This window comes from Anaerolineales bacterium (assembly GCA_015075725.1).
Classification (GTDB): domain Bacteria; phylum Chloroflexota; class Anaerolineae; order Anaerolineales; family Villigracilaceae; genus Villigracilis.
On sequence record JABTTV010000001.1, the window covers coordinates 2,526,972 to 2,553,676 of the forward strand.

At 52.0% G+C, this 26,705-nt stretch carries 30 protein-coding genes and 2 pseudogenes; 13 read left to right on the plus strand and 19 right to left on the minus strand.

Annotated features, from left to right (window positions below; all coding sequences use genetic code 11):
* Positions 1 to 154 precede the first annotated feature (154 nt).
* From HS100_12085 to HS100_12140, 12 genes and pseudogenes are all read right to left on the minus strand, one after another.
* A complete protein-coding gene (locus tag HS100_12085) occupies positions 155 to 946 on the minus strand; it encodes a hypothetical protein (GenBank protein ID MBE7434647.1) in 792 nt (263 codons plus the stop codon).
* Between the two features lie 11 nt (positions 947 to 957).
* Positions 958 to 1,614, minus strand: coding sequence for a response regulator transcription factor (locus HS100_12090; protein MBE7434648.1), 657 nt, complete (start codon positions 1,612 to 1,614; stop codon positions 958 to 960).
* A 17-nt stretch (positions 1,615 to 1,631) separates the two neighbouring features.
* Positions 1,632 to 2,552, minus strand: coding sequence for a dimethyl sulfoxide reductase anchor subunit (locus tag HS100_12095; protein ID MBE7434649.1), 921 nt, complete (start codon positions 2,550 to 2,552; stop codon positions 1,632 to 1,634).
* A complete protein-coding gene (locus HS100_12100) occupies positions 2,549 to 4,600 on the minus strand; it encodes a GAF domain-containing protein (protein ID MBE7434650.1) in 2,052 nt (683 codons plus the stop codon). The genes HS100_12095 and HS100_12100 overlap by 4 nt, the downstream gene beginning before the upstream one ends.
* Positions 4,601 to 4,760: 160 nt before the next feature.
* Complete coding sequence (locus tag HS100_12105; GenBank protein ID MBE7434651.1) at positions 4,761 to 5,687, minus strand: beta-lactamase family protein; 927 nt, start codon at positions 5,685 to 5,687, stop codon at positions 4,761 to 4,763.
* A gap of 33 nt (positions 5,688 to 5,720) precedes the next feature.
* A complete protein-coding gene (locus tag HS100_12110; protein MBE7434652.1) occupies positions 5,721 to 6,815 on the minus strand; it encodes a hypothetical protein in 1,095 nt (364 codons plus the stop codon).
* Between the two features lie 46 nt (positions 6,816 to 6,861).
* A pseudogene (locus HS100_12115) lies at positions 6,862 to 7,599 on the minus strand (ABC transporter permease).
* Positions 7,596 to 8,330: an ABC transporter ATP-binding protein gene (locus HS100_12120; GenBank protein ID MBE7434653.1), complete on the minus strand. Its 735-nt coding sequence runs from the start codon at positions 8,328 to 8,330 to the stop codon at positions 7,596 to 7,598. Before HS100_12120 ends, HS100_12115 begins: the two are co-directional and overlap by 4 nt.
* 19 nt (positions 8,331 to 8,349) lie before the next feature.
* Positions 8,350 to 8,892 carry a hypothetical protein gene (locus HS100_12125; GenBank protein MBE7434654.1) on the minus strand — a complete coding sequence of 181 codons (543 nt, stop codon included), beginning with the start codon at positions 8,890 to 8,892 and terminating at the stop codon, positions 8,350 to 8,352.
* Complete coding sequence (locus HS100_12130; GenBank protein ID MBE7434655.1) at positions 8,889 to 9,332, minus strand: response regulator transcription factor; 444 nt, start codon at positions 9,330 to 9,332, stop codon at positions 8,889 to 8,891. Before HS100_12130 ends, HS100_12125 begins: the two co-directional genes overlap by 4 nt.
* Positions 9,333 to 9,417: 85 nt before the next feature.
* The gene (locus HS100_12135) at positions 9,418 to 10,059 is read right to left on the minus strand and encodes a response regulator transcription factor (GenBank protein ID MBE7434656.1); all 642 of its coding nucleotides are present in this window, start codon (positions 10,057 to 10,059) and stop codon (positions 9,418 to 9,420) included.
* Positions 10,052 to 11,608 (minus strand): GAF domain-containing protein, encoded by a 1,557-nt coding sequence (locus HS100_12140; protein ID MBE7434657.1) that lies wholly within the window; start codon positions 11,606 to 11,608, stop codon positions 10,052 to 10,054. Before HS100_12140 ends, HS100_12135 begins: the two co-directional genes overlap by 8 nt.
* A gap of 207 nt (positions 11,609 to 11,815) precedes the next feature.
* On the opposite strand from HS100_12140, the gene HS100_12145 reads away from it, so the two are divergent.
* Complete coding sequence (locus tag HS100_12145) at positions 11,816 to 12,319, plus strand: recombinase family protein (protein ID MBE7434658.1); 504 nt, start codon at positions 11,816 to 11,818, stop codon at positions 12,317 to 12,319.
* Positions 12,202 to 13,422, plus strand: a complete 1,221-nt coding sequence (locus tag HS100_12150; GenBank protein ID MBE7434659.1) for a recombinase family protein — start codon at positions 12,202 to 12,204, stop codon at positions 13,420 to 13,422. Before HS100_12145 ends, HS100_12150 begins: the two co-directional genes overlap by 118 nt.
* Before the next feature lie 537 nt (positions 13,423 to 13,959).
* On the opposite strand, the gene HS100_12155 is transcribed toward HS100_12150, so the two are convergent.
* Both HS100_12155 and HS100_12160 read right to left on the minus strand, forming a co-directional pair.
* Positions 13,960 to 14,589 (minus strand): SDR family oxidoreductase, encoded by a 630-nt coding sequence (locus tag HS100_12155; protein MBE7434660.1) that lies wholly within the window; start codon positions 14,587 to 14,589, stop codon positions 13,960 to 13,962.
* Between the two features lie 38 nt (positions 14,590 to 14,627).
* Positions 14,628 to 15,188, minus strand: a complete 561-nt coding sequence (locus HS100_12160; protein ID MBE7434661.1) for a TetR/AcrR family transcriptional regulator — start codon at positions 15,186 to 15,188, stop codon at positions 14,628 to 14,630.
* Between the two features lie 102 nt (positions 15,189 to 15,290).
* Here HS100_12160 and HS100_12165 point away from each other — a divergent pair, with 102 nt between their 5' ends.
* Positions 15,291 to 16,148, plus strand: a complete 858-nt coding sequence (locus HS100_12165; protein ID MBE7434662.1) for an SDR family oxidoreductase — start codon at positions 15,291 to 15,293, stop codon at positions 16,146 to 16,148.
* A 64-nt stretch (positions 16,149 to 16,212) separates the two neighbouring features.
* Here the strand turns inward: HS100_12165 and HS100_12170 are convergent, their stop codons facing one another.
* Genes HS100_12170 through HS100_12190 form a run of 5 tightly spaced genes read right to left on the minus strand, consistent with a single transcriptional unit; the run spans position 16,213 to position 18,984 of the window.
* A complete protein-coding gene (locus HS100_12170) occupies positions 16,213 to 17,307 on the minus strand; it encodes a L,D-transpeptidase (GenBank protein ID MBE7434663.1) in 1,095 nt (364 codons plus the stop codon).
* Positions 17,279 to 17,512: a hypothetical protein gene (locus tag HS100_12175; GenBank protein ID MBE7434664.1), complete on the minus strand. Its 234-nt coding sequence runs from the start codon at positions 17,510 to 17,512 to the stop codon at positions 17,279 to 17,281. Before HS100_12175 ends, HS100_12170 begins: the two co-directional genes overlap by 29 nt.
* A gap of 12 nt (positions 17,513 to 17,524) precedes the next feature.
* A complete protein-coding gene (locus HS100_12180; protein ID MBE7434665.1) occupies positions 17,525 to 18,022 on the minus strand; it encodes a ubiquinol-cytochrome c reductase iron-sulfur subunit in 498 nt (165 codons plus the stop codon).
* Positions 18,023 to 18,034: 12 nt separating this feature from the next.
* A complete protein-coding gene (locus tag HS100_12185) occupies positions 18,035 to 18,514 on the minus strand; it encodes a hypothetical protein (protein ID MBE7434666.1) in 480 nt (159 codons plus the stop codon).
* Complete coding sequence (locus HS100_12190; protein ID MBE7434667.1) at positions 18,511 to 18,984, minus strand: hypothetical protein; 474 nt, start codon at positions 18,982 to 18,984, stop codon at positions 18,511 to 18,513. Before HS100_12190 ends, HS100_12185 begins: the two co-directional genes overlap by 4 nt.
* A 176-nt stretch (positions 18,985 to 19,160) precedes the next feature.
* Between HS100_12190 and HS100_12195 the strand changes: the two are divergent.
* The 10 genes and pseudogenes from HS100_12195 (at position 19,161) to HS100_12240 (ending at position 26,542) form a co-directional block, all read left to right on the plus strand.
* Positions 19,161 to 19,223: pseudogene (locus HS100_12195) on the plus strand (zinc-ribbon domain-containing protein).
* Between the two features lie 22 nt (positions 19,224 to 19,245).
* Positions 19,246 to 19,437, plus strand: a complete 192-nt coding sequence (locus tag HS100_12200) for a YHS domain-containing protein (protein MBE7434668.1) — start codon at positions 19,246 to 19,248, stop codon at positions 19,435 to 19,437.
* A 215-nt stretch (positions 19,438 to 19,652) separates the two neighbouring features.
* Positions 19,653 to 20,675, plus strand: coding sequence for a beta-propeller fold lactonase family protein (locus HS100_12205; protein ID MBE7434669.1), 1,023 nt, complete (start codon positions 19,653 to 19,655; stop codon positions 20,673 to 20,675).
* A gap of 156 nt (positions 20,676 to 20,831) precedes the next feature.
* The gene (locus HS100_12210) at positions 20,832 to 21,185 is read left to right on the plus strand and encodes a hypothetical protein (protein MBE7434670.1); all 354 of its coding nucleotides are present in this window, start codon (positions 20,832 to 20,834) and stop codon (positions 21,183 to 21,185) included.
* Positions 21,186 to 21,294: 109 nt separating this feature from the next.
* Entirely contained in the window at positions 21,295 to 22,371 is a 1,077-nt protein-coding gene (locus HS100_12215; protein MBE7434671.1) for a copper oxidase, read from the plus strand.
* A gap of 22 nt (positions 22,372 to 22,393) precedes the next feature.
* Positions 22,394 to 22,795, plus strand: coding sequence for a FixH family protein (locus HS100_12220; protein MBE7434672.1), 402 nt, complete (start codon positions 22,394 to 22,396; stop codon positions 22,793 to 22,795).
* A gap of 63 nt (positions 22,796 to 22,858) precedes the next feature.
* Positions 22,859 to 23,437: a DUF3105 domain-containing protein gene (locus HS100_12225; GenBank protein ID MBE7434673.1), complete on the plus strand. Its 579-nt coding sequence runs from the start codon at positions 22,859 to 22,861 to the stop codon at positions 23,435 to 23,437.
* 9 nt (positions 23,438 to 23,446) lie between these two features.
* Entirely contained in the window at positions 23,447 to 24,217 is a 771-nt protein-coding gene (locus HS100_12230; protein ID MBE7434674.1) for a DUF2085 domain-containing protein, read from the plus strand.
* Complete coding sequence (locus tag HS100_12235; protein MBE7434675.1) at positions 24,162 to 24,851, plus strand: response regulator transcription factor; 690 nt, start codon at positions 24,162 to 24,164, stop codon at positions 24,849 to 24,851. The genes HS100_12230 and HS100_12235 overlap by 56 nt, the downstream gene beginning before the upstream one ends.
* The gene (locus tag HS100_12240) at positions 24,848 to 26,542 is read left to right on the plus strand and encodes a HAMP domain-containing protein (protein ID MBE7434676.1); all 1,695 of its coding nucleotides are present in this window, start codon (positions 24,848 to 24,850) and stop codon (positions 26,540 to 26,542) included. The genes HS100_12235 and HS100_12240 overlap by 4 nt, the downstream gene beginning before the upstream one ends.
* Positions 26,543 to 26,705 lie beyond the last annotated feature (163 nt).

Sequence of the window (26,705 nt, forward strand, 5' to 3'; positions counted from 1 at the left end):
AATATGGGCGCAAGGGAAATTGAATTTTTCAATATGCACACTCCTGATGATGGGATATATGGCGTCGAATGCCGGATTTGCGTCTTCATCCATCATCAGGATACCATCCGGGTTTTTTATCATCATCCCACCTTGGAGCGCTCTTTACTCACCCTTAAGGGTGATTCGGTAATTGATCGAATTCAAGCCCGCTGACCTGGCTCAACCCCCAGGGATTGTTTTCGAAATGACAGCGGGAACAATCGACCCCGCTTTGCAGGTCGTGCGAAAAAGGCAGTTCGCTGCCATCTTCGTGCAAGAGAACCCAGCGGCCGTTTTCCAAAGAGGGACCCGCTTTCACCGGGCTGCCGCCATGACAGGCTTCGCAAGCTACAAACGCGTGGGCAGGTCCATGGATCGAACGGGTGGTTTGTGCCACCGCTGTTGCCATCGAATGACAATTCCCGCCGCCGCAAAAGGATGAACCGTTCGTAGGGTGACCGTTAGTAGGAGTGGCGGGCAATTCGTAAAATACAGTGGGGATGTTCGAATGACAGCCTGAATCCGTGCAGGAAACTTTGACGACATGGGGATCGTGACAATCGCCGCAGGAAAAATCGGGATGGGCGCTTCCAACGGATGGAACCTGGTGGCACCGACCGCAAATGGGATCTTCCCCCAAGCCCGCCTCGTTCCGGCCTGTTTGCGGTTTGCCGTGTTGAAGCTCATTCATCACGATTCCATTCTCCACCGAATGGCAATCCTCGCAACCAACAGGGTCCGCCGCTAAAGCGTGAGGGCTTTTCTCCCAGATATCGGTGATTTCATATTGCCGCGCAGGGATCTGCGGAGTGGACGTTGGAGTGGGTCGAGGTGTATCGGTTGGGCTGGGCGTTGGAATTGGCTGAACGTTCCAACAGGACACAATGAACACCAGGTTCAAGTAAATTGGCAGATATTTCTTCATTTGTATCGATGTTAACTGTCGCGCGGCGAGACCAACCCATGCTTCAAAGCATAGGTGGCAGCCTGGGTGCGGTTTTCCAAATGTAATTTCTCGAGAATATTCTTGATATGACTCTTGACCGTATTGACGGAGATCGTCAGTTTGTCGGCGATCTCCTGGTTGCTGGCGCCGCTTGCCACCAGCCGCAGGACGAATAACTCCCGCTCGGTAAGGGATTGCTCGCCCTTGTCTTCATTTGCCATCCGGTTCGCCACGCTTTTGAGCAATTTCGACGCCATGGCGCGAGTCATGGCTGGCTCTCCATGAGTTACGCCGTGCAGGAGGTCGAACAATTCGTTCGCATCGAGGCTTTTCAATAAATATCCAGCCACACCGAGCTGAGCCGCTTCATATAAGTGTCCGTCCCGTTCGGAGGATGTAAGCATCACCACGGCAATATGCGGGAAACGTTGTCGAATCTCCTTTGCCGCCTGAAGTCCATCGGTCTGCGGCATGTAAATATCGAGGAGGATCACATCCGGGTTAAGTCTTTCAGCCAACTGAATGGCTTCCTCACCCGTTTCAGCCTCGCCGATGACCTCGACCAGGTCTTCGCGGGTTTTCATCAAGCCGATCAACCCCTGGCGGAACAGTTTGTGGTCGTCTGCTATCAAAACTTTGATCGTCATCCTTTCACCATTTCTTTCTATACTCCCACGCGGATGTGCGTGGCATAAAATAGGAACCGCCCGATGATCTCTCCCACCAGTATCATCAGGCAGGAAAGATAGACCGGGTTCATTAAATTTTGCGGCGCGGATTGTTTTCTGTACATCTTGACTACAGCCAAGGCAAGCGCGAGGGGGGCATAGGTCAGGCATGCCAGCCGCAAAAGCAGGAGTGGCATATAAAGCTCAACGAGTAGCCTCAAGCTTGTGCGGGCGATTGGATCTCCCTGAGAAAGGAGGCGGATTTGTGTGAAAAGAATTCCCAGGCTGAACACAGCAAGGACAACCGTCAAAACGGTCAATCCGCCGGAGGAATAACGGATGACCTGGGCGCGCAGGTCCACATCATCGGCTTTTTGGATCTCCGCGAACTTCAAATCCAGCATCATCAGACAGGCGATTGCCATGCCACCAAGCATCAGCGCTGTGATAAAAAATGAAAGGATCACCGTTGTGGAATTCCATGCCACCTGGGTGGGGATGAGGTAGATGAGCGCCATGCAATAGATCAAAACGAACCCAAAAACAATCGCCAACCAACCCAGCCCACTGACAAGAGAGCGCCGGTGGGGCTGGAAATATACGAGATACAACACGATCATTGTTGTCAGAAAGAACAAGACCGTGAAGATGATTTCCCTGCTAAGCCAGGATGTTTTGAAATTCAGCACGGCAAGAAAGGAATGAAACGGCTTGCTCAAATGGAAATGTGCACCGCCCATGGCGACGACGATCGTAAAGGCGATCACAAGGATCGGATTGAAAATGATGCGGTCGATCTCCTGCGGACTGAACTTCGAACCTGCCAGATGCCTAATCAACCAAATGATGAAGAAAGCCCCGACCGCCAGTTGCATCAGGATCGTGTAAACCGGTAATGCCCATTCGCGGACGTTCATTGGATCACCACGCTTTGTTTTTGAAGTCTTTCCCTTTGCAGGCAGGGCAGGCGGCATTCGATATGCGTTCCACGCCCGACCACCGATTGAATGTTCAAGCTGCCGCCCGAGCCCTCGGCGCGTTCCCGCATCGTCTGCAATCCGAAACTTCGCTTTGAGCCCACCGTTTGAAAACCAACGCCGTCATCGTCGACATGCATGTGGATGTATTCGCCCTCCTCCTTCTTTTCCTTCCAGATGGCAACATCCACACGTCCGGCTTGCGCATGCTTGCGAACGTTCGTCAGTGCCTCCTGTAATATACAAACCAGTTGCACCTCCGCAATCGATGAAAGGTTCAACTCGCCGTCCACGCGATAATCGAAGTGGGTGTCGACGCCCATTTGAATGCCGAACTCCGTCAGGTATTCCTCTGCCGCAGTTTCGAGCCCCTTCTCCTGGGCGAGTGTGGTGCGCAGGCTCAAGATATTTTCGCGCACATCCGCATGGGCGGTCTGAATCGCCTGCCGCATCTTCGATAATTCCTCCTGTAATTTATCGATTTTGCCCTGACTCAGGAACGACCCCAACGTTTGTGTTTGGAGGTTCAAATACCCAAGGACCTGCGCCAATCCATCGTGCATTTCGCGTGCGATGCGGCTGCGCTCCTGAACAATGGACAGTGACTGTAATTGTGACGTCATCAAACCGTGCTGGATGGCAATCGCCACCTGGTCTGCCATGCTTTCCAACCAGATCATGTCGGTATCGGAGAAGGGATCGTCCTCGAAGCGCGCGCTCCATAATGCGCCGATGGTCGTGTTCTCAAGTTTGAGCGGCACAATCACCGCCGACTTCGCTGTTTCATCGGTGAAGAAACAAATTCCCTCCAGGGGTTCGATATCTTCAGCGCATTTCGAGGAGAACGGAGTCGAGCTTTTTACAACGTATTTGATGAGCGGATTCGTCACGATAACCGGTGATTCATTGACGAGTCGGCTCTCACCGCCCTGGGAGCGGCACTTCAACTCAAGAAATTCGTTCCACTGATTCGATATTGCCAGGCCGACGAAATCTGCGCGTAACAGACCGCGCACATTCTCCACGATGTAAACGAGGATATCGTCCACATGCTCGAGCTCGGCAATGCGGCGGCTGATGTTCACCAGTGCATCCGTCCACTTCTCGGCGTTTCTTCGCGCCAGGATTTGAGAATCGAACGCTTCCTGCTGGGCGCGGTCTCTTTCTTCTTGAAGGGCTACGATCTGTCTTTTTCGTATTGCCTCAAAAACATCCAATGCTCTCGCCACAAAGTAGGTGACGATCACGGCGGAAAGCATGCGCCAGATCTCGATTGGCATGCCCGTGGTGCTCAATATACTTTGATAATCCAGCCAGGTGGATAACCCGTATGGCTGGCTTACCTCCAAGATCTCCCCGCTAAAAGCATTGTGGATCACCCTGTCATAGTTATAGTAGGAGGCGGGTCCGTAGGGGGCGGCTGGAACGATTAGGCCCATCATGATTGCCTCGAAAAGAAACGCCAAGCCAGCCCCAAGCATCAAGTTCGAAACCTCGTAAAATCCGCTTTTTCTCTGGGAATACCATTGGCGCAGGAAACCGACCCCTGCAAGAAAACTGCCCGGCAGGTAAAGCAGGTAGCGTGTCCAGATTTCTATTGGAATTTCCAGGGGAGACGGCGTAATGAATGTTGTCGCCGCATAGGTCATAACGAATGCAATTGGTACGATGAGAATCCCCGGGACGAATATGCTCCATGGGGGCAGGGGGTCGAGGTTGTTGAACATCCCCCAGCCGAAGCGCAAAATAAGCAAACCCGTCAGCAGGTGGAGACAGACCCGCAAAATGCTCAAACCATATGCCAGATCGCCAAGCGACCCGCTGACAAGGAACATTTCCGTCCAGCCAGCCGCACCTCCCACAATGCCGAAAGAAGCCAGCCAGGGCAGTTCCTTCTTCAAAGGAAAGTCTCCCTCCCTCCTAAATTGCAAATAAGCAGCCAGCCCCAAACCTTCGAACGCCAAACCGTAGAAGAAGAGAAGAATCACCGCTTTACTTGTCTATGACAATGAACCTTTATTTGTGAAATATATCTCAATCATTTTAGCCCCTCTTCCTCCGTTTCGCAATTGACCAAACATCAAAAATCAGGGTATTTTTGTCATATGTGTCGCAGATTACGCATGGAACCCAAGGTCAAAACCGTGCTCAACTTCCTCGAACGCGGCGGCAAAAAGCCCTCATCACCAACCCCGATAACATGCTGCGCGCCCTGCGCGGCGAAACCAGCCCCGCGCCGTCGTTTTTCATCGCCAGGGCATAGCGAGCCATATCTTCAGCGGTAGAGACGATATAACCGGAGGGAATCTCATATTCGGGAATGGTCACTGCCATCGGGACGTTGAAGCCAAACAGGCGGGTATAGCCCTGAGCTAAATCAGTCACATCCTGCGGACGTGCAGTGCTGCTGTCCATGCCCAATGGGGCAAAGATGTTCGCCTGGAGATAATCGGCATAGGTCGCGCCGCTACGCAACTCGATCAGGTAGCCTAGTACGTCGTAACCCAGATTGAAATACTGGAAGCGCGTCCCCACCGGCGCGGTCAGGCTGGCCTGTTCCAGCGAGCGCACGGCTTCTTCCAGCGAAGCATCATCGGGCAGGATGATCGGATAGCCGGAGCCAGACAAGCCGCTGGTGTGCTGGAGCAAATTCCGGATGGTGATTTGAGCCGAAGCCTGTTCATCCGCAACCCGGAACCAGGGGATGTAGGTTTGCACCGGCGCGTCAAGTTCCAGTTTCCCGGCTTCCGCCAGTTGGGCAATCGCGAGGGCGGTAAAGGATTTACTCTGCGAGCCAATGACCATGCGGGTTTGAGCGGTCATGGCGCGGCCCGGCCCGGCTGTGCCATAGCCTTGCAAATAGACGATTTGATCACCTTCGATAACGGCTACCGCGACACCGGGCAGGCCGTGTTTTTGCATTTGAGCGGCGATGGCGGTATCCAGTTCTTGAAAATCGGTGGTCTTGACCGGGGCGGCCTGGGCTTTCATGGAAACAAATGCCAGAACAGCCAGCCCACAGACTGCCATGAGCACGAAGCGCCAGCCGGGTTTGAAAAAAGTTTTCAGGTTCATGATTTCCAAATTTCCTTGTCACTTCATTTGGGGTTATTTTGACGGAAGATCGTTATAGACAACGTTGTTGATTTCCAATTTGCCATAGACGAAATCGCCATCCGGGTAGTGCCAGATCGCCTCGCCGTAGGTCGGCAGGTTGTAGCCGTTGAGATTGCGATATTGGGATACCGGCGTCGAGAACGGGTATTGCTTCATGGAAGAGACATCCCAGCGGTCATGGGAGACGAAGTTGACCAACTGGCCTTCGGCGTTGAAGTGGAGCATGGCGCTGATGGTGACGCCCTGATTGGTGAATGTCCCCTTGACGGTCAGGTCGTCAATGGTCTCCCAGGTAATGCGCGGGTCAATCAGGGTGGCGGGCGCCATCAGGCACATATCGTTGAACTGGGTGACGGTATCCGCCTCGAACATCACTTCCCCGCCCACCTTGACCAACGGCAGCAACCCAAAGAGCCGGACATTCGTTGCCGCGCTCTGTTCCTGATAGCGGTGGTAGCCCGGCACGGTCAGTCCGAACATCCGCCCTTTCATAAAGAACAGACGGGTTGGCTGGTCGAAGAAGTTGTACTGCTCGGCGGTCAAGGGGAAATACGCGCCCCCCTGCTGGCGCATCTCGCCAGTCAGCTCGGCGTACATGCTGACGACCTTTGGCTTTCCCACCACGCCGACATAGCGCAGGTAACGCTGTACCGGCTGGGGCAGGGCTTGCAAGTCGGCTTCGGTCAGGGTTTCCGCCGTCAGGGCGCGCACGCGTTCCTGTCCGTTGCGGACATCCTGCCGGTAGCCGTCCTCGAAGCGGATACTGCTCAGGGCCAGGAGTGCCACGACCAGGATAATCAGGTTGGGGATGGAGCCAACCCGGGCATCCTGCCAGGCAGTGAAGATAAGGATTTGCGAGAGCAGCGCGCCCACGATGGCGACCGCCCACCACCACTGGCTTGTGAAGCCAAAGGCGACGGCTGTAACGATCAAGATCAGCGCCGCAACCAGCCACAGGAGTCCGAGCGGGCGGCTGATGGGTTGGGTCAGCTCATTGATTTGTGCCAGGTCAAACGCTTTCAGGAAGCCGAGCAGGTGAATTAGGCCGTGAAAGACCACAATCAATATAAAGATGACCTTTACGATGGAATTAATCATTGGAAATTACTCCTATGTGTGTTTGGCAGGCAAACTATGAATTGTCGCTTTTCATCCGGGCGCTGAATACGGCTATCGCAACGATCAGGATCAGTACAGCATATCCAATGACCCACACCAAGTCTGGCATGCTGGCAGGGTAATCCCCAGCCAGCGCAGCCCGGGTCGAGTTAACCGCGCGCGCGAAGGGCAACGCATAAGCCACCGACTTAAACCCGCTGCCCACCAGGTTCAAATCAAACCAGGTGCCGCTCAACCAGGCGCTGACATTGGTCAAAAGCGCGCCGCAGATACCGCCCACCGCTTTTTCAGACATTACACTGCCTGCCAATAGTCCAATGCCAATAAAGAGCGCGGCGGTTGGGATTAACGTCACGATCGCCACCAGCACATTGACGCTCACCGTCAGCCCCAGGAAAAAAGCCGCGATGAAGCAAACAATGGATTGGGCAACCGCCATCGGCAAGAGCGGAATGATGTAGCCAAGAATAAAATCGGTTGGCGTTAGTGGTGAAGCAAACAGACGCATCAGGAAGGATGTGGTTCAGTCTTTGGCGATCAACATGCCTGCGAACAAAGACAGGAAAGACAGCCCGAAAACAGCTATGCCGGGCGAGAGACTTTCAATTTCGAACAGGCTGATTGGGATATTGGATTGAATCGCTGAAAGCAGCAGTAACACAATCAATGGAAAACCAATTCCAAAAGCGAGGGTCGCAGGCTCCCTGAGAATTTCCTTGCTATTGCGTGAAGCAAAAATTTGCATTCTCATTTCATCTCCTTTGAACCTGTCGCCAATGCGATAAATGCATCTTCAAAATTTCGCGCGCCTGTGTCAGTCATCATGGATTCCGCGCTTCCAAGCGCTTTCAACCTGCCGTTTGCCATAATGCCAATTTCATCTGAAAGCGACTGGGCTTCCTCGAGATAGTGTGTGGTGAGAATAATGGTCATTTCGCCTTTCAGGTTTTCAATCACCGACCACAACTCACGCCTGGCAATCACATCGAGTCCCAGGGTTGGCTCGTCGAGAAACAGGATTTTCGGCTCGGAGATGAGCGCCATGGCAATGCTCAGGCGGCGCTGCCAACCACCCGAAAGGACTTTTGCTTTGTCATTTTGCCTGTCAGACAAACCCAGTTTTTCCATAACTTGTTCGGTTCTGTCTTTAGATGATTGGCGGCTGTTCCCATAAACACCAGCCATCAACTCCAAGTTTTCCCTCACGCTCAGGTTGGGAGCCACAGCAGTTTCCTGAGGCGACAGGTTGATATTTTCCTTAACCGCCTGGGCTTCGGTCAGGATACTTTTCCCGAGCACAGTGGCGTCGCCGCTGGTGGGCTTTGCCAGACAGGTCAACATGCGGATGGTGGTCGTTTTTCCCGCTCCGTTCAGCCCCAACAAGCCAAAAACCTGACCCTGCTTGATGGAGAGATTCAACGGGTGAACGGCCGTGCGTTCCTTGAATTTCTTGCTTAATGCGTGAGTTTCAATGGCAATCATGATTTATCCTCTCTCAAATTTACGCTTGCAAAATCCCCAGCCCGGCTAGCACGCCTGCCGTGCCGAGCAAGATTATGACAATAAAGATGACACCCATCAGCCAGCCCAGCCATTTGTTCTGCGCATGATCGATCCACCAGGTAGCGATCCCTGCCAGCAAAAGGGATTGGAGCAGGACTTCGGGCAGACCGTTGATGTGGAACCAGAGCGGCAGGGTGGTATAGATCATCCCTTCGATGGAAGAGGGAGCCGCGCCAAAGGGCGAAATCACGCCCACAATCACCAGCACCGCCCACAGGGTCAGCCAGCCGCGCTTGCGCTCCAGTACCAGGTCGCGCATCAAAAAGACAACGAGTCCGAACAACATGCCGCGAATCACCTGGAAGAGCGGACCCGCAGCCACCAATGGATCGGTGGTCTGTCGCATCAAAATCGAAATGGCAGGGTCGGCATATTTATCGGTGTACCCCAGCAGGAAAAGCGCCGCCAGTCCCATCAGGAAGTAGGTGACGGTGTGGGTGAGGGTCGTTTTGACCAGAATGGTGGTTGTGGATGGTTTCATATGTTTTCTCCTTGTCTGAGGGAATGAACTTCGTTTGTGTTTTTTTCTTTTTGGCTATTCAGTGGGGCAAGAATGGCATTCAGAGAGGATAGGAATACTTCGGGTGAAAGCTGCATGGAAATAAAGCCGTCCGCACCAAACTCATGTGCAGGCTTTTCGTGTTCTGGATTAATGCTGACGGCGGTCAACTTCGTGGACGGGCAGCATTCACGCAGGGTGGGGAGCAGGCGCTGCGGGTGAAAGCCGGGCAGGCTCCAATCCAACAAAATGACGTCTGGAGATAATTTACAAACATGCGCCAGTAAACTTTCGGCCGAACGGGCTTCTCCTATGATTTCAAACCCCGCTTGTTGTTCCAATACCAGCCGCAGGGCTTCCAGGACATGTTTCTCGCCCTCTGCCAGGAACACCGTCTTTATGGATGCCTTCGTTTCATTCATACTTGCAGTTTAAAAGACAAACTCTCCTGTCGCATCCGCAGGGAGGAGAGTTTGGAGGCTATCCGTGCGAAGAGTTTTTACCTGGTCAAGTGACCAGGTGGTTTTTCAGCGCAATAGATACCGCTTCTGCGCGGGTGGCTGCATTCAATTTGGAGAGGATACTACTGACATGAAATTTGGCTGTGGATGGACTGACCACCAGCCTTTTGGCGATCTGATTGTTGTTCAAGCCTTCTGTCATCAACGCAAGAACTTCGCGCTCCCGTTCCGTCAGGTCAATGCCGGGTTTATTGGCTGGTGTGCGGGTTCCTTCGATCAATACCTGCTGGGCTTCATGAGCAAGGGTCGGCTTGCCTGCCGCTGCAGAACGGATGGCATTCGCGAGTTCATCGGCAGAAATATCTTTAAGCAAATACCCGATCGCCCCCGCTTGTAAAGCCCCTTCCACAAGTTCCTTTTCTTTGAAACTGGTCAGTGCGAGCACCTGAGTGCCCGGGCATGTTTCGCGAATGTGACGGGTCGCCATTGCGCCGTCCATGCCGGGCATCATCAAATCCATCAGCACCACATCCGGTTGGGTATGCTGACAGATAGCAATAGCGCGTTCGCCATTGGAGGCTTCGCCCACCAATTCCAGGTCATCATGCGCCAGCATGAACGCGCTTAATCCGCTACGGACGACGGCATGATCGTCCACCAAGACAATTCGAATTCGTTTTTCATGCATTGTGATTCTCCTGCTGCCTGGTATCTTCCATCGGATCCCAAGAAACCTGCAAACATGACCCTGCATGGATCTTGCTTTCAATTTCCAGCTTAACCCTGGCGTTGCGGGCGCGTTCATCCATGATCTTTAATCCCAGCCCTTCATGTTCAGAGGCTTCAGGGTCAAAACCAATTCCATCATCTTGTATTGTCAGCCGCACCTGCTCTGGTTCACATCTCAACTCCACATGAACCTGTGATGCTTCGGCGTGTTTGGCGATATTATTGAACACTTCCTGCGCAATGCGATAAAAGGCATCCTTGATCTCGGGCGGCGGGTTAAATGTACAGTGGCGCTGATATTCCACCAGCAGGCGTGTGCGTGCCGTAAAAGCATTAACCTGATGCCCTATCAAGTCACCCAGGTCGGTATCCGCCAATGCGGCGGGGCGTAACTCCACCAGCAGTGTCCGCATCTCTGATAGCGCGCCGCGGGTTAACTGGCGCAATTCCTCCAGCCTGCGGTGACCTTCATCAGGGTTGCGCTCCCAGATTTTGGGCAGCACATCTGCGATCATGCTTGCAGAAAAAAGTGTTTGGGTGACTGCATCGTGCAGGTCGCGTGCCAGGCGATTGCGTTCGGCTGCGATGGCTGCCTGCTCATTTCTCTCAAAGAGACGTGCGTTTTGAACGGCAATGCTCAACTGGTCTGCGATGGATTGGAACAATGCCAACTGTGCCGCTGAAAAGGATGTGCCTTGCGCGCCGATGATGACCAGCACCCCAAGTTTTTGCTCGCGAAGTTGAAGCGGAAGAAAAACCCCCGGCTCCAACAACCCCTGGGCTGGGTCCGGGACAATGTTCATGGTGCTGCCTTTCCCCAGGACCAACCGGCAAGCCGAAACCACTTTGGAGAGGTCGTCTTGCTCAATTTCCTGAGGCGGGCGCAGCGTGTGGGGGATCAATTCACCGGTCTGTTCGTTGAGAAGGACCACTCCGGCGCGAGATGCATTCACGAGGTCAACGATCAGGTCAAGGGTCCGCTCGAGCGCTTCATCCAAATTCAAGGAACTGTTTGCAGCGGCAGAAACATCCAGTAGCATCTGCAATTCCCGTGTCCGTTCCCCAACGTGTTGTTCAAGATTATGTTGAAGCATCACCTTTTCAGTAACATCGGCTGCCACATTCAAAATGCCGATGATCTCATCGTTTTCGATCAACGGTGCCAGGAATATATCCCAAAAAGAAACAACGCCGCCAGACTCGAGGCGGACACTGTTTGCCCCAATCGTTTCACCCGCCAGCACTTGCTGGAACATGGGCAGAACCATCTCCTCTGCACCCGGGAGGTGTTCGAAATAACCAACTCCGGGTTCGAGCGGCTTTCCCGTCAGTGGGGCATAGCGCACGGCAAAGCCACCCCAGGTAGGGTTGTATCGTTGAATGTGGTACTCGCGATCCAAAATTGCAATGCCCATTGGCAGACGTTCGAAGATCAGATCCAACAAATTGAACTGTTGTCCTGCTTTGGTATTGGATGAGGCTTTAGAGAGAGGTGTCTTCTTGTTCACGCAATGGGATTATAAGGATTTATCACATAAAAGAATATGCACATATTGCTAAAAAATCAGCGCCGAATGGCACTTATTACGCCTTGCCTAGAGCCCTAATGATGAAGCGATGTGATAATACAAGATTGGTTATTGGCACTTCGATTCCACCATTCAGTATTTTCGGTATAGTTAAATAACAAGTTCATTTTTACAAAGGGTATTAAGATGTCTCGTAGAGCAGCAATCTACATCCGCACATCTTCCGAAACGCAGGCTGAAAAATCCAGTCCAGTTGAGCAGGAAGCAGATTGTCGGCGTTTGGCAGTAGAAAAAGGATTGGAAGTAGTTCAAGTGTATCGGGACGTGGAGAAATATTGGGTCGGCAACAAGCTGGTCGAACCTTCGGGCAGCCGTTCAGACCGCCCGGGTCTGCTTGCCATGCTCAAAGACGCCACCAGAGATGACTTCGATGTCATTCTCGCCTGGCGAGAGGACAGACTGTATCGTGGAATACGAGCGATGTTGACCGTCTTGGAAACCATCCAGAACTATAAGATCGAAATCCTCCTGGCAAAAGAAAATTTCGATCCCAAGATTGCTCCTGTCCGCGCCTGGGTAGCCCAAATGGAATTAGATGGGATGAAAGAACGGATGACTATGGGAGTGATCGCACGACTCAAAGCCGGCAAGCAAACACCGGTCAAGATCGCTATGGCTATATTCGCATAGGCGAAAATATTCGCATCCAAAAACAAGAAGCGAAGTGGGTTCGGAACATCTTCAAATGGTACCTTCAAAAAACACCCCTCATGCAAATTCGAAAACGCCTGATCGCTGCGGATGCTCCCCAAAAGGGGAGCAGTATTCCCCGACACATCCGATGGTCCCGGTCCAGCATTCAGGCTATACTCAAATCTGCCAAAGAATATGCCTATGGCTTCAAAAGCTATTCCCGTGCAGGGCAGACCTTCCATATCCCTGTGGTACCCATCATCAATATTTCCACCTATGAATTATTTTTGAAGATGCGAGAAGAAAACAAAACTTACCCCAAACACCGCCGGCAAAATGATTACCTGCTATCCGGGCATCTAAAATGTGCCTGCAACCTGACCTGGCGGGCACGCACGGCAGCTCATCGCCGTAGTCGTAAAAGAGAGTGGGTGGAGCGCAAAACCCCGATCAGTACCTACTTCTGTCCACAGCCTCATCAGGAACTCAGAACAATAGAATGCCCGAAATCCGTGAGTGCTAAACGAGCAGAAACTCAGGTCTGGAAGAAATTGTATGAGTTCGCTATGAACCCGGAATTCCTGCATGCGCAAGCCAAAGACCTGGTCAAACAAATCCAACAAAGGTACGAACATCTACAAAAAGATCGGAGGCAGATTCTTGAAGAACTGGATAAGGAGTCCGCTAAGCGCCAACAAGTGATCACGGAAGCCCGCATAAAAATAAGGGCGGATCCTGAATTTGATGCGCGGATGCGTGAACTTTATAAAGTAGAAGAGCGCTTAAAACGCAGGCTGACAGCCCTGGAACAAGAGCTAGACACCTATGCCAAGTTGGATTGGGAAGAAAAGTTCAAGGATTATGTAGCGAACCTTCAGACAGGAATCCAAGAATTGAACAACGCCATTCCCAAGACACCTGAAGAGCAACATCGTATTTATTTGTTGAAAAAGCAGCTGGTGGATGAACTTGTAGCCGAAGCATTGATTGATGGCAAGCGAGACATACAGGTGGAGTTTCGCGCCAAAATCATGGATCTGGCAGTGCGTCAACAACTGCTGGATTTTCCGAATGCTGGAGAAATTGTAGTTCGTCTTTAATGAGCAACTTCGAATAAAAAAGATAAAGACTTGACAATCCGTTCACTTTTGCGAGATTGTCAAGTCGTTTTTGACATTAAATACGCACTTCCCAACCTAGGTGACTGGGAAGTGCGGCATGATTTTTTTATAGGAACAGGGTGTGGTATGTATTAAATGTGGTTCAATGTGGGTCGAAACTTATACCCGTATACCAGATATGTACCCCGCCGGACAGATCAGATTGCGGTTGTGAGGCGGAAAATCGCAGTATTGGCTTCAACGGTCCAATTTTAATAAGTTTGATGCCTAGGTGTTGCTACCCTGTCGGCAAGGAAGTCGTTTTAAACCAAGCAGTGATAGCTGTCTTAGAAATAGTAGGACAGGTTTGGTTACCCAATTTAGTATTCACTATGTTGTCATAAAGGAACCGTATATGGTGACCACAAGCCCGGTTTTGCCTAATTATGGACTTAGAATTGGATAAAAAAAGAACAGCGCCTTGTCATTAGGCGCTATTCTTTTCAACTAGGATAAGTCAAATCCGACCAATTTAAGTCAATAACTCGTCACTGGTAATTTCTTCAACCATTTCATTTCGGTCAGTTCCTTCAATACAAAGTCCGCACCATCTGCGCGGGAAAGTTGCGTACCCGAACTCTTGCTTACATACCCAATCTGATATCTGCCTTTATGTTCGCCATCCACCAGGCGCGGGAACCTCACTACCGTCCAATTCAAATCAGACTCCCGAATCACCTTCACATTTGCGGCAGAGTCCAGCACCACATCTTTTGCCAATAGATTGAGCAGAAATCCGATGAGGTGATCAATAAATTTGGGTTGATCTTCCGGCTGGCGCACTCCAGCACCAGTCGTGGATACCAGCCGGCGCACACCATGCTTCTTCATCCCGGCTACTATGTTTTTTGCCGAAATCTCCATCATGTGGGGAACGGGTGGACGGGTCGGTCCCAGGGCGCTGATGACGGCATCCTGCCCGGCAATCGCCTTCTCGACAGCTTCGGCGTCCATCGAGTCGCCCTTGACGACGGTTAGGTTGGTATGGGTGACAGTAAATTTTTCCGGGGATCGCACGAACGCAGTCACCAAGTGACCTGCTTCCAAAGCCTGCTTGACCACTTCCAAGCCAACCCCACGCGATGCACCAAATACTACGATCTTCATATACACTCCTTTGAGTTCCTTTTTGAAATTATCCTTAACTACAAAGCCAATAGGACCTTCAACTGTTTTGCCACCAGGCGCAGCGGGTCGGTAGTATGCGATGTGCGACTCAGGATGATCCCGCCTTCGATGGCAGAAACAATGAAAGTCGCCAGTTCATCAGCCTTTGTTTTCGAATACCCACATTCAATTAACTTGTCATGGAAGGCGGATTTCAACATTTGATACGCTTCGTGGCAGGCTGCATTAATCCGCGGCGAGGTGGTCGCAGTCTCCATCGCCACAGCCGTCAACGGACTGCCCGCCGCAAAACCAGATCGTTCGACATGTTCCGCAATATTCAGAATGAAGTCAGAAACTGCCTTGGCGGCGTTGGAACTTTCTGTTAATCCCTGGCGAATCCGTTCGGCAGTTTGGTTTCCAGATTGAAGCACCGCCTCTGCCGTGATCTGTTCCTTGCCCTCTGGAAAATAATAGTACAACGAGCCTTTGGGGGAACCGCTTTCCTTGATGATCTCGTTCAATCCGGTGCCGTGATAGCCCTGTTTTTCCAGCAGGGCGCAGGTGGTTTGCAGGATTTGTTCGCGGGCATTGCTCATGTCTATCTCCGTCCAAAAGATGTCTTTTGTCATCTTTCCAAAAGACGACTGCTGGATTATTATAACGACTGGTCTATATACAGTCAAGCCAGGAGCAAATGAATGTCAGCCCCCATATTGGTAATCGGCGCGCTGGGCAATGTCGGCACGGAAGTCGTACGGCAAATACTCGCCAGAGGTGGGAATGTGCGCGCGGCGGTTATGGATGTGAACAAACTCAGGGAGCGCCTTGGCGATTCAGTCGAGGCGGTTCGCTTTGACTTTACCGACCCAACCACCTACGAGGCAACATTCAAGGGCGTACAGAAGATGTTCTACATGCGTCCACCGCATATCACGAACATCCAGCGGGATATGGCTCCTTCGATGGATGCCGCCAAACGCGCGGGTGTAACCCATGCCGTGTTTCTCTCCCTGATCGGGATCGAGAACACAAAATATGTCCCCCACTACAAGGTGGAGACCTATTTGAAGGCAATCAACATGCAAACAACCTTTTTACGCTGTAGTTTCTTTATGCAGAATCTGAATACCACCCATCGCCGTGAGATCAAGGAAAGGAATGAGATTTTTGTGCCGGTGGGAAAGGCAAAAACCGCCTTTGTCGATGCGCGCGACATCGGGGCGGTGGCGGCGGTGGCTTTGCTGGAGGATGGACATGCCGGCAGGAACTACGACCTGACTGGCAGTGAACGCTTGGATTATTGGGAAGCAGCCAGGATCATGAGCGAGGTATTGGGACGAAGAATCACCTACCGCAACCCGAACCCGCTTTATTTCCTGATCGAGACGATACGCAGGGGTACGCCTTTCATGTTTGCCCTGGTGATGACGGGTTTGTACACATCCACACGTTTCGGAATGGCGGAACCGATCACAGATGAAGTCGAGCGATTAACTGGGATTAGCCCGATCACATTCAGGCAATATGTAACAGATTATGAAGATGCCTGGAAGTAATCTCAGATTACCGAGTCAAATTAATTCAGCATGAACGCTCCTACTTATCCCTTCATGCTATAGGCTAAAACTCTTTCTTTTCAACGCTCACCCGGGTTCCACCTGGCATCTCCACGGTAACATCCCCAGGGTCGTAAGATACAAGTGGTTGAGACCAGCGAAAGATCCATTTTGCATCCTCCGGGCTGGCGTTGACGCATCCTCGTGAGGAGGGTTCACCATAATTGTTGTGCCAATAGGTGGAATGGATTGCCACACCGGAGCCAACGAATAAACTGACCCACCCAACAGCCGGCAGACTCCAGCCTGCTGATGCACTTCCACCGCTTAATGGCAAGGAGATCGCCTTCCGCCAGATCGGGAATTCGCCTACCGGGGTCGCCCATGCATCCACAGGATTGCCCCATGCATCGTACAGTGCACCACTGGAAATACGCGCGAAATACACCTCATTCTTTCCCTCATAGCACGATAAGGTTTGATAATCAATATTGACCACGATCCTTTTTTCTTCCGCTTCCGGGTTAACGGGAGCGATTTCATCCGCAGTCAGTGGACGAAACGCCTCAGCCGGACCCCAGAACAGGTCGCCGGATCCAAAGCGTTCATTCAACCGATACCAGACTCTTCCATCCGCTTCGGCGCGAATCTGATCCACCCAGACCACCTGACTATAGACGAACCGCGCCGGCAGCCCAATCGATTCGCGGTATTGGAGCCACGGTGCGCGCGATGGCGGATTATCGAGAATCAAGTCTACATAAGGAACGGTGACTTCAACCCACATGCCAGGTCCCAGACTCGTACTTGGCAGAGTGGACACTGGCGAATTTGGCAGGTTGCGCACGGGTTGCAGGTTTCCGCCCCACACATAACCATAGGGAGTCTCGACCCAGCGTTGATTGATCCTGCCGGGCATGGTTCCAACCACTTCCCGAATCCAGGGGATAACCTGATCCTCATACAGAGCGCCCACGATCTGTTCATTCCCATCTGGGCGCGCATATACATCCACCTTGCCAACCGTGATACGCCCCAACAGTTCCGACTGTTGTAATTCTGAAATCCCCTGCCAGGTAAATGGTCGAAAGGCAAGTGCGCCGGCGCCCAATGCGGCGATCTTTAGAAAATCACGGCGAGTGAGTGGATGTCTTGTCATGGACGGAATGATCGTGATGCTGGTCCGGCTGGCTGTTGTGATTGTGCATGTTGCCCATCATGAAAAAATGAGCCAGCGGGCAAAGCAATGCCAGCCCCACATAGACGACTGTATTGATGGGGACTTTCAGGAGCAGGACAGCTGCCAGACCCAGAATGGGAAGCAAGCAGCCAAGCAGCATGATCCAGATATGACGTTTATTCATGTGAACCTTCCTTTACCCTTTCCGCTTTACAGGCGGAAGGGAAACAATGAGATTGCCATTTTTTATTTCAGCAGTGAATTCATCCAGAGGACGCGGCGGCGGACCGCTGACCACATTACCAACCATATCAAAATGACCGTCATGGCAGGGACTGATGTAATGTCCCTGGTCAGGATGCCAGGTAACACGACAGCCAAGGTGGGTGCAAATGTTAGAGAATACCCTTACTTCACTTTCACTCTTACGCAGAACGAACAAGCCATAGTTGGTTGCCGTCCGTTCCCATCCGTTGACCCTGGTGCGGGTAAATTCAAACCGGGTTGGAATGCCAATCGGATATCTTTCAAGCGAGCCAAGATCGATGATTAAATCGTCTTGCGTTTTTTCAAGCGATGGCGAAAGAAGATACAAAATGGAGGGAAGACCGATCCCAATGCCGATGAGCATTCCGACGAACCCGGCAACCGATTTGATGAAGTCACGACGGCTGATATCTGTTTTGTGCGCCATTTCTTCCTCTTGCTATTTCAACTCCCATTCAAAGATGCGGGTGGGGGCATCCACGTTGGTAATGGTGAGGGTGAGCTTTGTCGCTCCATCCAGAATGGATTTACCATCCTGCGCCGCTGGAAAAATCAATTTTCCTTCCACATGATGACCACCGCGCGGCGCATCCCAGAGGGTTGAATTCACGCTGACTCCTGTATCGGTTAAGAGCGTTGCAGTTGCGGCTAGATCCATGCTCAGGTCAATCGAATGGGTGGTCAGGACAATATTGAACTCAACAGATTCGGTAGTCGCTGAGTCCAAGTTAAGTGGGGTGACTTCAAAGATAATCGCTCCCTGGTCGTCCATGCGGGTGGCAGAGTCAAATTCGGGGGAGGCTGATACCGTCGAAACAGGATCAGATGGCGGCTGGGTTGGAAGCGGGGATAAAGTCGCTGAACAGGCTGTGATAACAAAAGTCAAAATAATAAGGGCGGGAAGTAAGAGTCGTTTCATTTTGTCTCCAGAAGTACAGGTTGAAGTTTTTGTCGTTCACGATAAAGCACGAAGAGCATGACGCCAATTCCGATGAGGTTCATGGCGAGTCCGATAAGCATGAAGGGGCGTTGATAACGGGTGAGAAAACTTGCCGCCGCACTCAAACCAAGAATGGGTAAAACATCGGTGACATGATGAATGCAACACGCGACCATCGCAGTGGCGGATGTGCCTCCGCTCGCGCCTATCATTGAGCCGGCATGTCCTGTGGATGTAACTGGAATGAACAGGCGGAATCGCAGGATGGAATAGAGCGCGGCTTGGATACCAAAGCCGAGGATGATCGGGATGACATACCAACGGTCACGGATGAATTGAGATGAGGCGTAGTCCCAGCCCTGCGCCCAGGTGAGGATGCCGATGTAGAACGAGGCGATCAGCGCCGAGCCGAGCAGGAATGCCACAAATGGAATGAAGAATCGTTTCATCGAAAATATTCCTTTTGTGTCATCATAGCCCTTGCAGTGGGCGGCGTCTTGCGCCAAGTGGCTGAACAAAGCGTAGGCAAAACTGCCTATGTTGATCTTCGATAATTCTTCATGTGTTTTTTACATTCATCGGGTAGGATTTTCAGCCGTTAAGTAGTTTCCATGTGTGATCGAGGGGAACTCAAAACGAATCGAACGCTCGCTTTTGTTCTTCATGCGGTGAGCCAATAGGAGACTAGAAGTATCATGAATAGTTTTAATATGCGGAAATTTTATCCGACCGGGCAGGAGTTTGAAATCGATCCTGTGTGTGAAATGAAAGTCGATCCAAAGAACCCGCCCTTTCAGGTTGTTCACAAAGGGAGGACTTATTACTTTTGCTCCGAGGTCTGCAAACATCTTTTTGAACGTGTTCCCGATCAATATGTTCGAATTGAAGAAGATAAAGTTTGAAATCGAATTTGTGAGTAATTTGGATAAAGCATGACGTATTAGGCAAAAATGCGTATGTTCAACTTGAGGGTGGGTGCTGTATAAGTGCGGACGATATTCGATCCAACCAGAAGGAGTTGAACCATATGAATAAGTTTTTGATTTGGAAGATTATGCCCGCGCTGATCATCGCCACGGTTGTCTTGAGTGCATGTGGCGCGCCGGCGAAACCTGAAATGACCGAACAACCCGCCCAGACCCAACCGGATCAACCCGTTGCAGGATTGGATGGAACAGTTTGGGTGGCAGACGAGGAGGGCAACAGCATTACCGTGATCAATGCGGCAACGAATCAAGTCCTGACCACGCTTACCGGAGTCGAGGGCGCCCACAACCTACAGGTTGCCCCGGATGGCAAAACCGTCTGGGCGGTGAGCGGGCACGACTCACTGGCGATTAAGATCGATGCCGTCACTTTTGAGGTTCATGGTGTCGTGCCAACTGGGATGATGCCCGCACATATCGTGCTGACACCCGATGGCAAAAAAGCGTATGCCACGAACGGCGGGGATAATACGGTCACTGTGATTGATGTGGAAGCGATGTCTGCCATTGCCACGATCCCGGTCGGCGAGTATCCGCACGGTTTGCGCGTCAGCCCCGACGGGATGTGGGTTTACGTTGCCAATGCCAAATCCACCACCCTGAGCGTGATTGACACCGCGCAGGATGTAAAGGTCGCCGATATAGAAGTTGGCGAGCATCCTGTTCAAGTGGGCTTTTCGCCCGACGGGGAGTTTGTTTACTTCTCCCTCAACGGCGAAAACGCGCTTGGCAAGGTGGACGTTGCTGCGCAGGAACTGGTCGGCAAGGTGGATGTGGGCGGAGGTCCGATCCAGGTTTTTGTGACCCCCAACAACAAGTTTGTTCTGACCGCCAATCAGGGGACAAAGGATACCCCAAGCACCACTGTGTCGGTTGTGGATGTCGCGACTTTCCAGGTGATTGCAACCATTGAAACAGGGCAGGGCGCACACGGAGTCGTGATTGATCCATCGAGCCAATACGCCTACATATCGAATATCTATGAAGACACGGTATCGGTCATTGACTTGGAAAAAATGGCGGTTGTCGCCACCGTCCCAACGGGCATGGCGCCCAATGGCATTAGCTTCTTGCCGCTTCCCGCGCCGGGGAATGCCCCTGCGGAAATTCAACTTGAAATCCCGGAGGGTGGCATGAATATGCCCATGCCGTGAGAATCTGAAGTTTGCAGCCCAAGAAATCCCCTGTCGGTACAATGACAGGGGATTTCTTATAGGCAATATTGCCTAAGCCCGAATACGCCACGCGGCTCTCCTATTCGATTGGAAACATACCTACAATGGAGAACATCCAAATGATAGAGGTGTTCCATGACCACATCTTCCTTCCTGATTGTTGATCTGCCCTGCGACATGGCTTTGCAGGCAGCGAAGAAAAAATTATTGCAAGGTGGTTTGCGGGCTTTGCAAACCTTTGACCTGCATACCGCGCGACATACCCAGCAGGATTGTCCCTGCCCGCATCATGGCACAGCGGACTGTGATTGCCAGATGGTTGTTCTAATGGTTTATGGGGAGTCTGCTGAACCTGTCCCACTGATCCTGCACGGAAGTGACGGACAAACGCGCTTCTCCATTGCCGATGACCCATCCCAACGGATAGATAAAAAGTTGGTCGCCTCCATCAAAGAGGCATTGGATATCAGGGCGGCAGTTTCTGTCTGATATTCACATAGGCAATATTGCCTATGGATTCCCGCGTCAAATTGCGCTGGATGGATCAAGGGGAAATCCTTATATTCAAGCACTATTCCAACTTTGCAGAGGAACCATAATGAAGAAGATTTTATTTTTTACAATAACGAGTCTCGCTTTGATATTATCGGCTTGCGCGCCAGCCACAGCCTCCAATGGGGACATGCCCATGAATAATGACAATTCAGGTATGGCGGATGGGACGCCCACCCCGGGCAGCATGATGATGGAAAACCCCGAAGCGGCTCATATGATGGAGCCGATCACTGCTCCCAACGTCCAGCCTGCCACCGAAGCTGATGGCGGACAGCCCTTGGAATACCGCCTGGAAGATGGCGTCAAGGTCTTTGAGTTAACCACCAAGGCTGTTCAATGGGAAATCCTGGATGGAGTGACCGTCACCGCATTCACATATAACGGAACCGTTCCCGGACCGATGATCCGCGTTACGGAAGGTGATCAGGTTCGGGTGATCGTAAAGAACGAATTACCCGATCCAACTACGATCCACTGGCATGGAGTCGAAGTCCCAAATGCAATGGACGGCGTTCCGGGCGTTACCCAGGATCCGATCCAGCCGGGTGAGACGTTTACTTACGAGTTCACCGCCAAGCCGGCTGGGACGTTCATGTATCACTCGCATTATGAGGGCGATGTGCAGGTTGGCGCCGGGCTTTATGCGCCCTTCATCATTGACCCAAAGGAACCGGATGCCAATCCACCCGTTGTGGATAAAACCCTGATGATCTCGGAATGGCGTATGACGGATGGGCAAACGTATGCCGCCATGCCCATGAGTGGGATGGAGCCCAATTACTTCACGATCAACGGCAAGTCCTTCCCTGCCACCGAAACCATCACTGTCAAGAAAGGCGATCTGGTTCGGCTGCGCTTCATTGCCATTGGTCAATTCATTCATCCGATGCATCTGCATGGTGTACCCTTCAGGATCGTGGCGACGGATGGGCATCCTGTCCCCGAGGTGGCACAGTTGACCAAGGACACGGTCAGTGTCGCACCGGGAGAACGCTACGACATTGAGTTCGTCGCCACAGAGACCGGACAATGGATGTTGCACTGTCACATCCTGCACCACACCACCAACGACAATGTTGAACCAGGTGGTTTGATGTTGATGATCGAAGTCGTTGAATAAAATACTCAAGGAGAGAGTAAAAATGCGAAAGATGTTCTTTATCAGTATGTTGGTTTTACTGGCAGGTGTATTGGCGGCTTGCGGCAGCTCCGCACAGCCTGCCGCCCCGGTCGAGTCAGGATCGTCGAGTCCGGTAAATATCCAGATTGAGACCAATCCCAATCCTGCCATGATGGGCAACATGGAATTGATCCTGACGATCACGGATGGAGATGGCAAGCCCATCGAGGGTGCGACTGTGGATGTTTCTGCCGACCACACGGACATGACCGGCATGGGGATGAGCGGTCTCGCCACTGAGCAGGGTGAAGGGCGCTATTCCATCAATGCCAACTTCAGCATGAGCGGCAATTGGAAGATTACCGTGTATGTCCGCAAGGATGGTCTGGATTACAAGGAAGATATCGAGTTCAAAGTGCAATAATCAGCCGTCGAAGGCAGGCGTTACCCGATGTGACGCCTGCTTTCCAGCCGGCAGAGTGAATTCATGAACAACAAACAAAGACGACAACACATTCAACAAAGAAATAGAAAACAAAAACTGCTTGCAGGCATCATCTGGGGCGGAACCGGACTCGCCGTATTGGTGATCCTTGGAGTCATGGTCTGGCAGGGGATTAAACCAGCCGCAGGGGAGGCAGTTGCCATTATGAAGAGCGATCCGCATCTCCCCACCGACTCTGACCCGGGACAATATAATTCCGACCCGCCAACATCCGGATTGCATTATGCAACCGAAGCCCAGGCGGGGTTTTATGAAGAGAATATTTATACATATCCTGCTGCTTATCTTGTCCATAACCTGGAGCACGGGTATGTGATCATCTGGTACAACTGCGACCTGCTGAATGAGACGGGATGCGCGGAGTTGAAATCACAGATCCGCACGGTCATTAACGACCTGGGTGGAGTGAAGCTGATTGCCTATCCCTGGAATTCCATTGATGTTCCGGTCGCATTAACCTCCTGGGGGCGGATTCAAAGGTTCGAGATCTTCGACATGGATTTAGCCAAAGCTTTTTACCGCGCCAACCTCAATCGCGCCCCTGAACCAAACGCCCCATGAGGGAATAAAATGTCAACAACCACCTTGAATGCCCCTAAAATAACGAATGCCTTTCAGTGGATAGGCACTCATTGGTTTGCCGTTTTTCTGACCATCTATGGTGTTTGGGTATTTGTTCCCTTCCTTGCGCCGGTTTTCATGCAGATCGGCTGGACGGGTGCAGGCAGGGCGGTCTACTTCATTTACTCGTTCTTCTGCCACCAACTCCCGGAACGCTCCCTCTTTTGGTTCGGCGAAAAGACCATGTATTCCCTGGGCGAAATCCAGGCGGTCTGGCAGAACACATCCAATCCCATGATCCTGCGCCAATTCATCGGCAACGAACCGATGGGCTGGAAGGTGGCGTGGTCGGATCGCATGATCTCGTTCTATACCAGCGTCTGGCTTTTTGCGGCATTGTGGTATCCCTTCCGACACACGATAAAGACTTTGAGTTGGTGGGGATTTGTTCTGCTCCTGCTGCCGATGGCGCTGGATGGTGGAACACACATGGTCAGCGATTTTGCCGGTATCGGAAATGGATTTCGTGATACAAATGCATGGCTGGCAGTGTTGACAAACAACACCTTTCCTGCAACGTTTTACGCCGGTGATGCGCTGGGATCGTTCAACTCGCTCATGCGCTTCCTTACCGGGCTTTTGGCGGGGCTGGGTCTTGTCTGGCTTGCCTTCCCGTTCATTAATCAATCACAAGTTTATAATCAGCAATTGGATACATTAAGCCATGCCAAAGTCATCGAGCAAATCAAAAACCAAAATACGCATTCTCCTGGCGGATGACCACCATATCGTCCGTGCAGGGGTGCGACAACTGCTTGAGAGTGCGACCGACCTCCAGGTCATTGCCGAGGCAGGAGACGGGGAGGAGGCGCAGGTCTTAATCCAAAAACACAAGCCGGATGTTGCCGTGCTTGATATTCAGATGCCCAAAGCCAGCGGTATTGAAGTCACACGCTGGGTGCGTGCCCATCTGCCCGAAGTGGGCGTGTTAATCCTGACCGCTTATAACGATGATCCCTACGTGATGGCGGTTTTGCAGGCAGGTGCAAATGGCTATGTCCTCAAAACTGGGCAGGCGGATGAGCTGATCCAGGCGGTGCGTGATGTCTATGAAGGTAAGTCTGCACTCGATCCATCCATCACCAGCAAGTTGATGTCCACCATCTTCAAAGGACCGGAAAAAAAGATCGTCGAACCATTAACTGACCGTGAACTGGATGTGCTGCGACTCGCGGCGAAGGGGTTCACCAACAAATCCATCGGTGTGCAACTGAATATCAGCGACCGCACCGTGCAGGGACATCTTGCGCACATCTTCGCCAAACTGCAATCCAACAGCCGCACCGAGGCTGTCATGCGCGGGGTGGCGCTGGGGTTGATCTCACAAAGCTCGGGCAATATTCCAGAAGAATGAAACGAATCCTGCCAGGCTGGCGCGGTCTGACGCAACTCTTTGCCGTCACGGTTCTGCCGCTGACGCTTTTGTTATTGTTCATTGCGTTCGGCGGGGTCAACATGCACCAGCAGGACATGCGCACCCTGGTCGGGGAACGTGACGAACGCGCCGTGCAGTCCGCCGCCGCAGCGCTGCAATCCGAACTTCATCATCGCATGGCGACTGTTTCGAGCATGGCGGTGCTGGCATCCGAGGATATTTCCTTCAAGGATATATTTGCCACCACCACCGACCTGGCAAAGGATTTCAACGGGGGGATTGCCTTTCTAAATACGGATGGACACTTAATCGAGAAAACGGGGAATGACAGATTTTGGGGATGGGTATCTCAAAACTCCAGGTCGGTCAAACTCGCTTCTTCATCCAGCCCTCAATTTGTTTTCTCCGACCCGACCCTGGATCCAAACTCCAACCAACTCTTTGTCATCATCTCAGCCTATTCTGACTCCCGCGATGTGATTGTCGCCGGCGCGTTTTCACCCGAGACACTCGCGTCCGAAACCCTGACACCCACCTACCCGGCGGGCAGTCACGTGACCATCTATCTATTGGATAATTCCCGCCGTATTTTGTTCGTCAGCGGTGCGCTCGAACGCGAAAGCCTGGATGCGGACCATCCTGGAGTGGCGGAAGCTCTGGCAGGCAGGAGTGGCGTTCTGTATGTGAAAAAGGAAGCGACGGAACATGTAGTCGCCTATAGCCCCATTGAAACTGCAGGCTGGGCATTGATCACGGAGGAGGAATGGGAAATGGTGATCAGCCCCTCCCTGCAATTGACCCAGATGGCTCCGCTGGTAATGGTGCCTGCCTTCATCCTGGCATTGATTGCCATCTGGTTCGGCGCCAAACAGATCGTCCAGCCCCTGCAAAAACTTGAGTCCAAGGCGGCGGCGCTGGCATGGGGGGATTTCGAAGCCATAAAGGAGTCAGTTGGCGGCATATCTGAGGTCCAACACCTGCAAATGGAATTGACCGAAATGTCGCGTAAAGTGCAGGCGGCTCAGGAGGGATTGCACGATTACATCGGCGCGATCACTTCGGCACAGGAAGAGGAACGTGCCAGACTGGCGCGGGAACTGCATGACGACACCATTCAGGCGGTCATTGCATTGAAACAACGGGTGCAACTGGCGCAGAGATCGGTCAAGGATCAAAATGGAAAACAATCCCTTAAGGAACTCGAAAATCTGGCGGAGCAGACCATCGAAAATCTGCGCCGCCTGACGCGGGCGCTGCGTCCCATTTATCTCGAAGATCTGGGACTGGTCACTGCGTTGGAAATGCTGGCGCGGGAGATCAGCCAGGTTAATTCTCTGATCGTTGATTTTCAAAAAACCGGTAACGAACGTCGTCTCTCGCGCGAGGTGGAATTGTCGCTATATCGCATTGCGCAGGAAGCGCTCAATAATGTGGCTAAACATTCCGGGGCGACTCGTGCCGACTTGTCCATCCGTTATTCTGATTCGGAAATAACACTGATGATCTCTGATAATGGCCACGGCTTTGTCGCTCCTGCCAGCCCGACGGAATTTGCTCCCAACGGGCATTTTGGACTGCTCGGTATTCATGAACGTGCGGACCTGATCGGGGCACGGCTGGGAATTGAGTCCACCCAAGGACAGGGAACCAGGATCGAAATTCGCTTGTAAAGCGATAAAGGTCATAAGCCATTTTGCCTACCGATTTCCCCGCCATCCTGCGCTCATGCAGGGGCGGGGATTTGCGTATCATGATGTTATATCCTTATTGAAAAGGAAGACTCATGACCTCTGATACTGCGATTCCCCCCTTTCCATCCCAAACAGAACGTTT

Excerpts from the sequence above, each read along its gene's own strand:
- HS100_12085 (MBE7434647.1), bottom strand. The coding sequence starts at position 946 with ATGAAGAAATATCTGCCAATTTACTTGAACCTGGTGTTCATTGTGTCC.
- HS100_12090 (MBE7434648.1), bottom strand. The coding sequence starts at position 1,614 with ATGACGATCAAAGTTTTGATAGCAGACGACCACAAACTGTTCCGCCAG.
- HS100_12095 (MBE7434649.1), bottom strand. The coding sequence starts at position 2,552 with ATGAACGTCCGCGAATGGGCATTACCGGTTTACACGATCCTGATGCAA.
- HS100_12105 (MBE7434651.1), bottom strand. The coding sequence starts at position 5,687 with ATGAACCTGAAAACTTTTTTCAAACCCGGCTGGCGCTTCGTGCTCATG.
- HS100_12120 (MBE7434653.1), bottom strand. The coding sequence starts at position 8,330 with ATGATTGCCATTGAAACTCACGCATTAAGCAAGAAATTCAAGGAACGC.
- HS100_12125 (MBE7434654.1), bottom strand. The coding sequence starts at position 8,892 with ATGAAACCATCCACAACCACCATTCTGGTCAAAACGACCCTCACCCAC.
- HS100_12130 (MBE7434655.1), bottom strand. The coding sequence starts at position 9,332 with ATGAATGAAACGAAGGCATCCATAAAGACGGTGTTCCTGGCAGAGGGC.
- HS100_12135 (MBE7434656.1), bottom strand. The coding sequence starts at position 10,059 with ATGCATGAAAAACGAATTCGAATTGTCTTGGTGGACGATCATGCCGTC.
- HS100_12145 (MBE7434658.1), top strand. The coding sequence starts at position 11,816 with ATGTCTCGTAGAGCAGCAATCTACATCCGCACATCTTCCGAAACGCAG.
- HS100_12155 (MBE7434660.1), bottom strand. The coding sequence starts at position 14,589 with ATGAAGATCGTAGTATTTGGTGCATCGCGTGGGGTTGGCTTGGAAGTG.
- HS100_12160 (MBE7434661.1), bottom strand. The coding sequence starts at position 15,188 with ATGAGCAATGCCCGCGAACAAATCCTGCAAACCACCTGCGCCCTGCTG.
- HS100_12165 (MBE7434662.1), top strand. The coding sequence starts at position 15,291 with ATGTCAGCCCCCATATTGGTAATCGGCGCGCTGGGCAATGTCGGCACG.
- HS100_12170 (MBE7434663.1), bottom strand. The coding sequence starts at position 17,307 with ATGACAAGACATCCACTCACTCGCCGTGATTTTCTAAAGATCGCCGCA.
- HS100_12175 (MBE7434664.1), bottom strand. The coding sequence starts at position 17,512 with ATGAATAAACGTCATATCTGGATCATGCTGCTTGGCTGCTTGCTTCCC.
- HS100_12180 (MBE7434665.1), bottom strand. The coding sequence starts at position 18,022 with ATGGCGCACAAAACAGATATCAGCCGTCGTGACTTCATCAAATCGGTT.
- HS100_12185 (MBE7434666.1), bottom strand. The coding sequence starts at position 18,514 with ATGAAACGACTCTTACTTCCCGCCCTTATTATTTTGACTTTTGTTATC.
- HS100_12190 (MBE7434667.1), bottom strand. The coding sequence starts at position 18,984 with ATGAAACGATTCTTCATTCCATTTGTGGCATTCCTGCTCGGCTCGGCG.
- HS100_12200 (MBE7434668.1), top strand. The coding sequence starts at position 19,246 with ATGCGGAAATTTTATCCGACCGGGCAGGAGTTTGAAATCGATCCTGTG.
- HS100_12205 (MBE7434669.1), top strand. The coding sequence starts at position 19,653 with ATGACCGAACAACCCGCCCAGACCCAACCGGATCAACCCGTTGCAGGA.
- HS100_12210 (MBE7434670.1), top strand. The coding sequence starts at position 20,832 with ATGACCACATCTTCCTTCCTGATTGTTGATCTGCCCTGCGACATGGCT.
- HS100_12215 (MBE7434671.1), top strand. The coding sequence starts at position 21,295 with ATGAAGAAGATTTTATTTTTTACAATAACGAGTCTCGCTTTGATATTA.
- HS100_12220 (MBE7434672.1), top strand. The coding sequence starts at position 22,394 with ATGCGAAAGATGTTCTTTATCAGTATGTTGGTTTTACTGGCAGGTGTA.
- HS100_12225 (MBE7434673.1), top strand. The coding sequence starts at position 22,859 with ATGAACAACAAACAAAGACGACAACACATTCAACAAAGAAATAGAAAA.
- HS100_12230 (MBE7434674.1), top strand. The coding sequence starts at position 23,447 with ATGTCAACAACCACCTTGAATGCCCCTAAAATAACGAATGCCTTTCAG.
- HS100_12235 (MBE7434675.1), top strand. The coding sequence starts at position 24,162 with ATGCCAAAGTCATCGAGCAAATCAAAAACCAAAATACGCATTCTCCTG.
- HS100_12240 (MBE7434676.1), top strand. The coding sequence starts at position 24,848 with ATGAAACGAATCCTGCCAGGCTGGCGCGGTCTGACGCAACTCTTTGCC.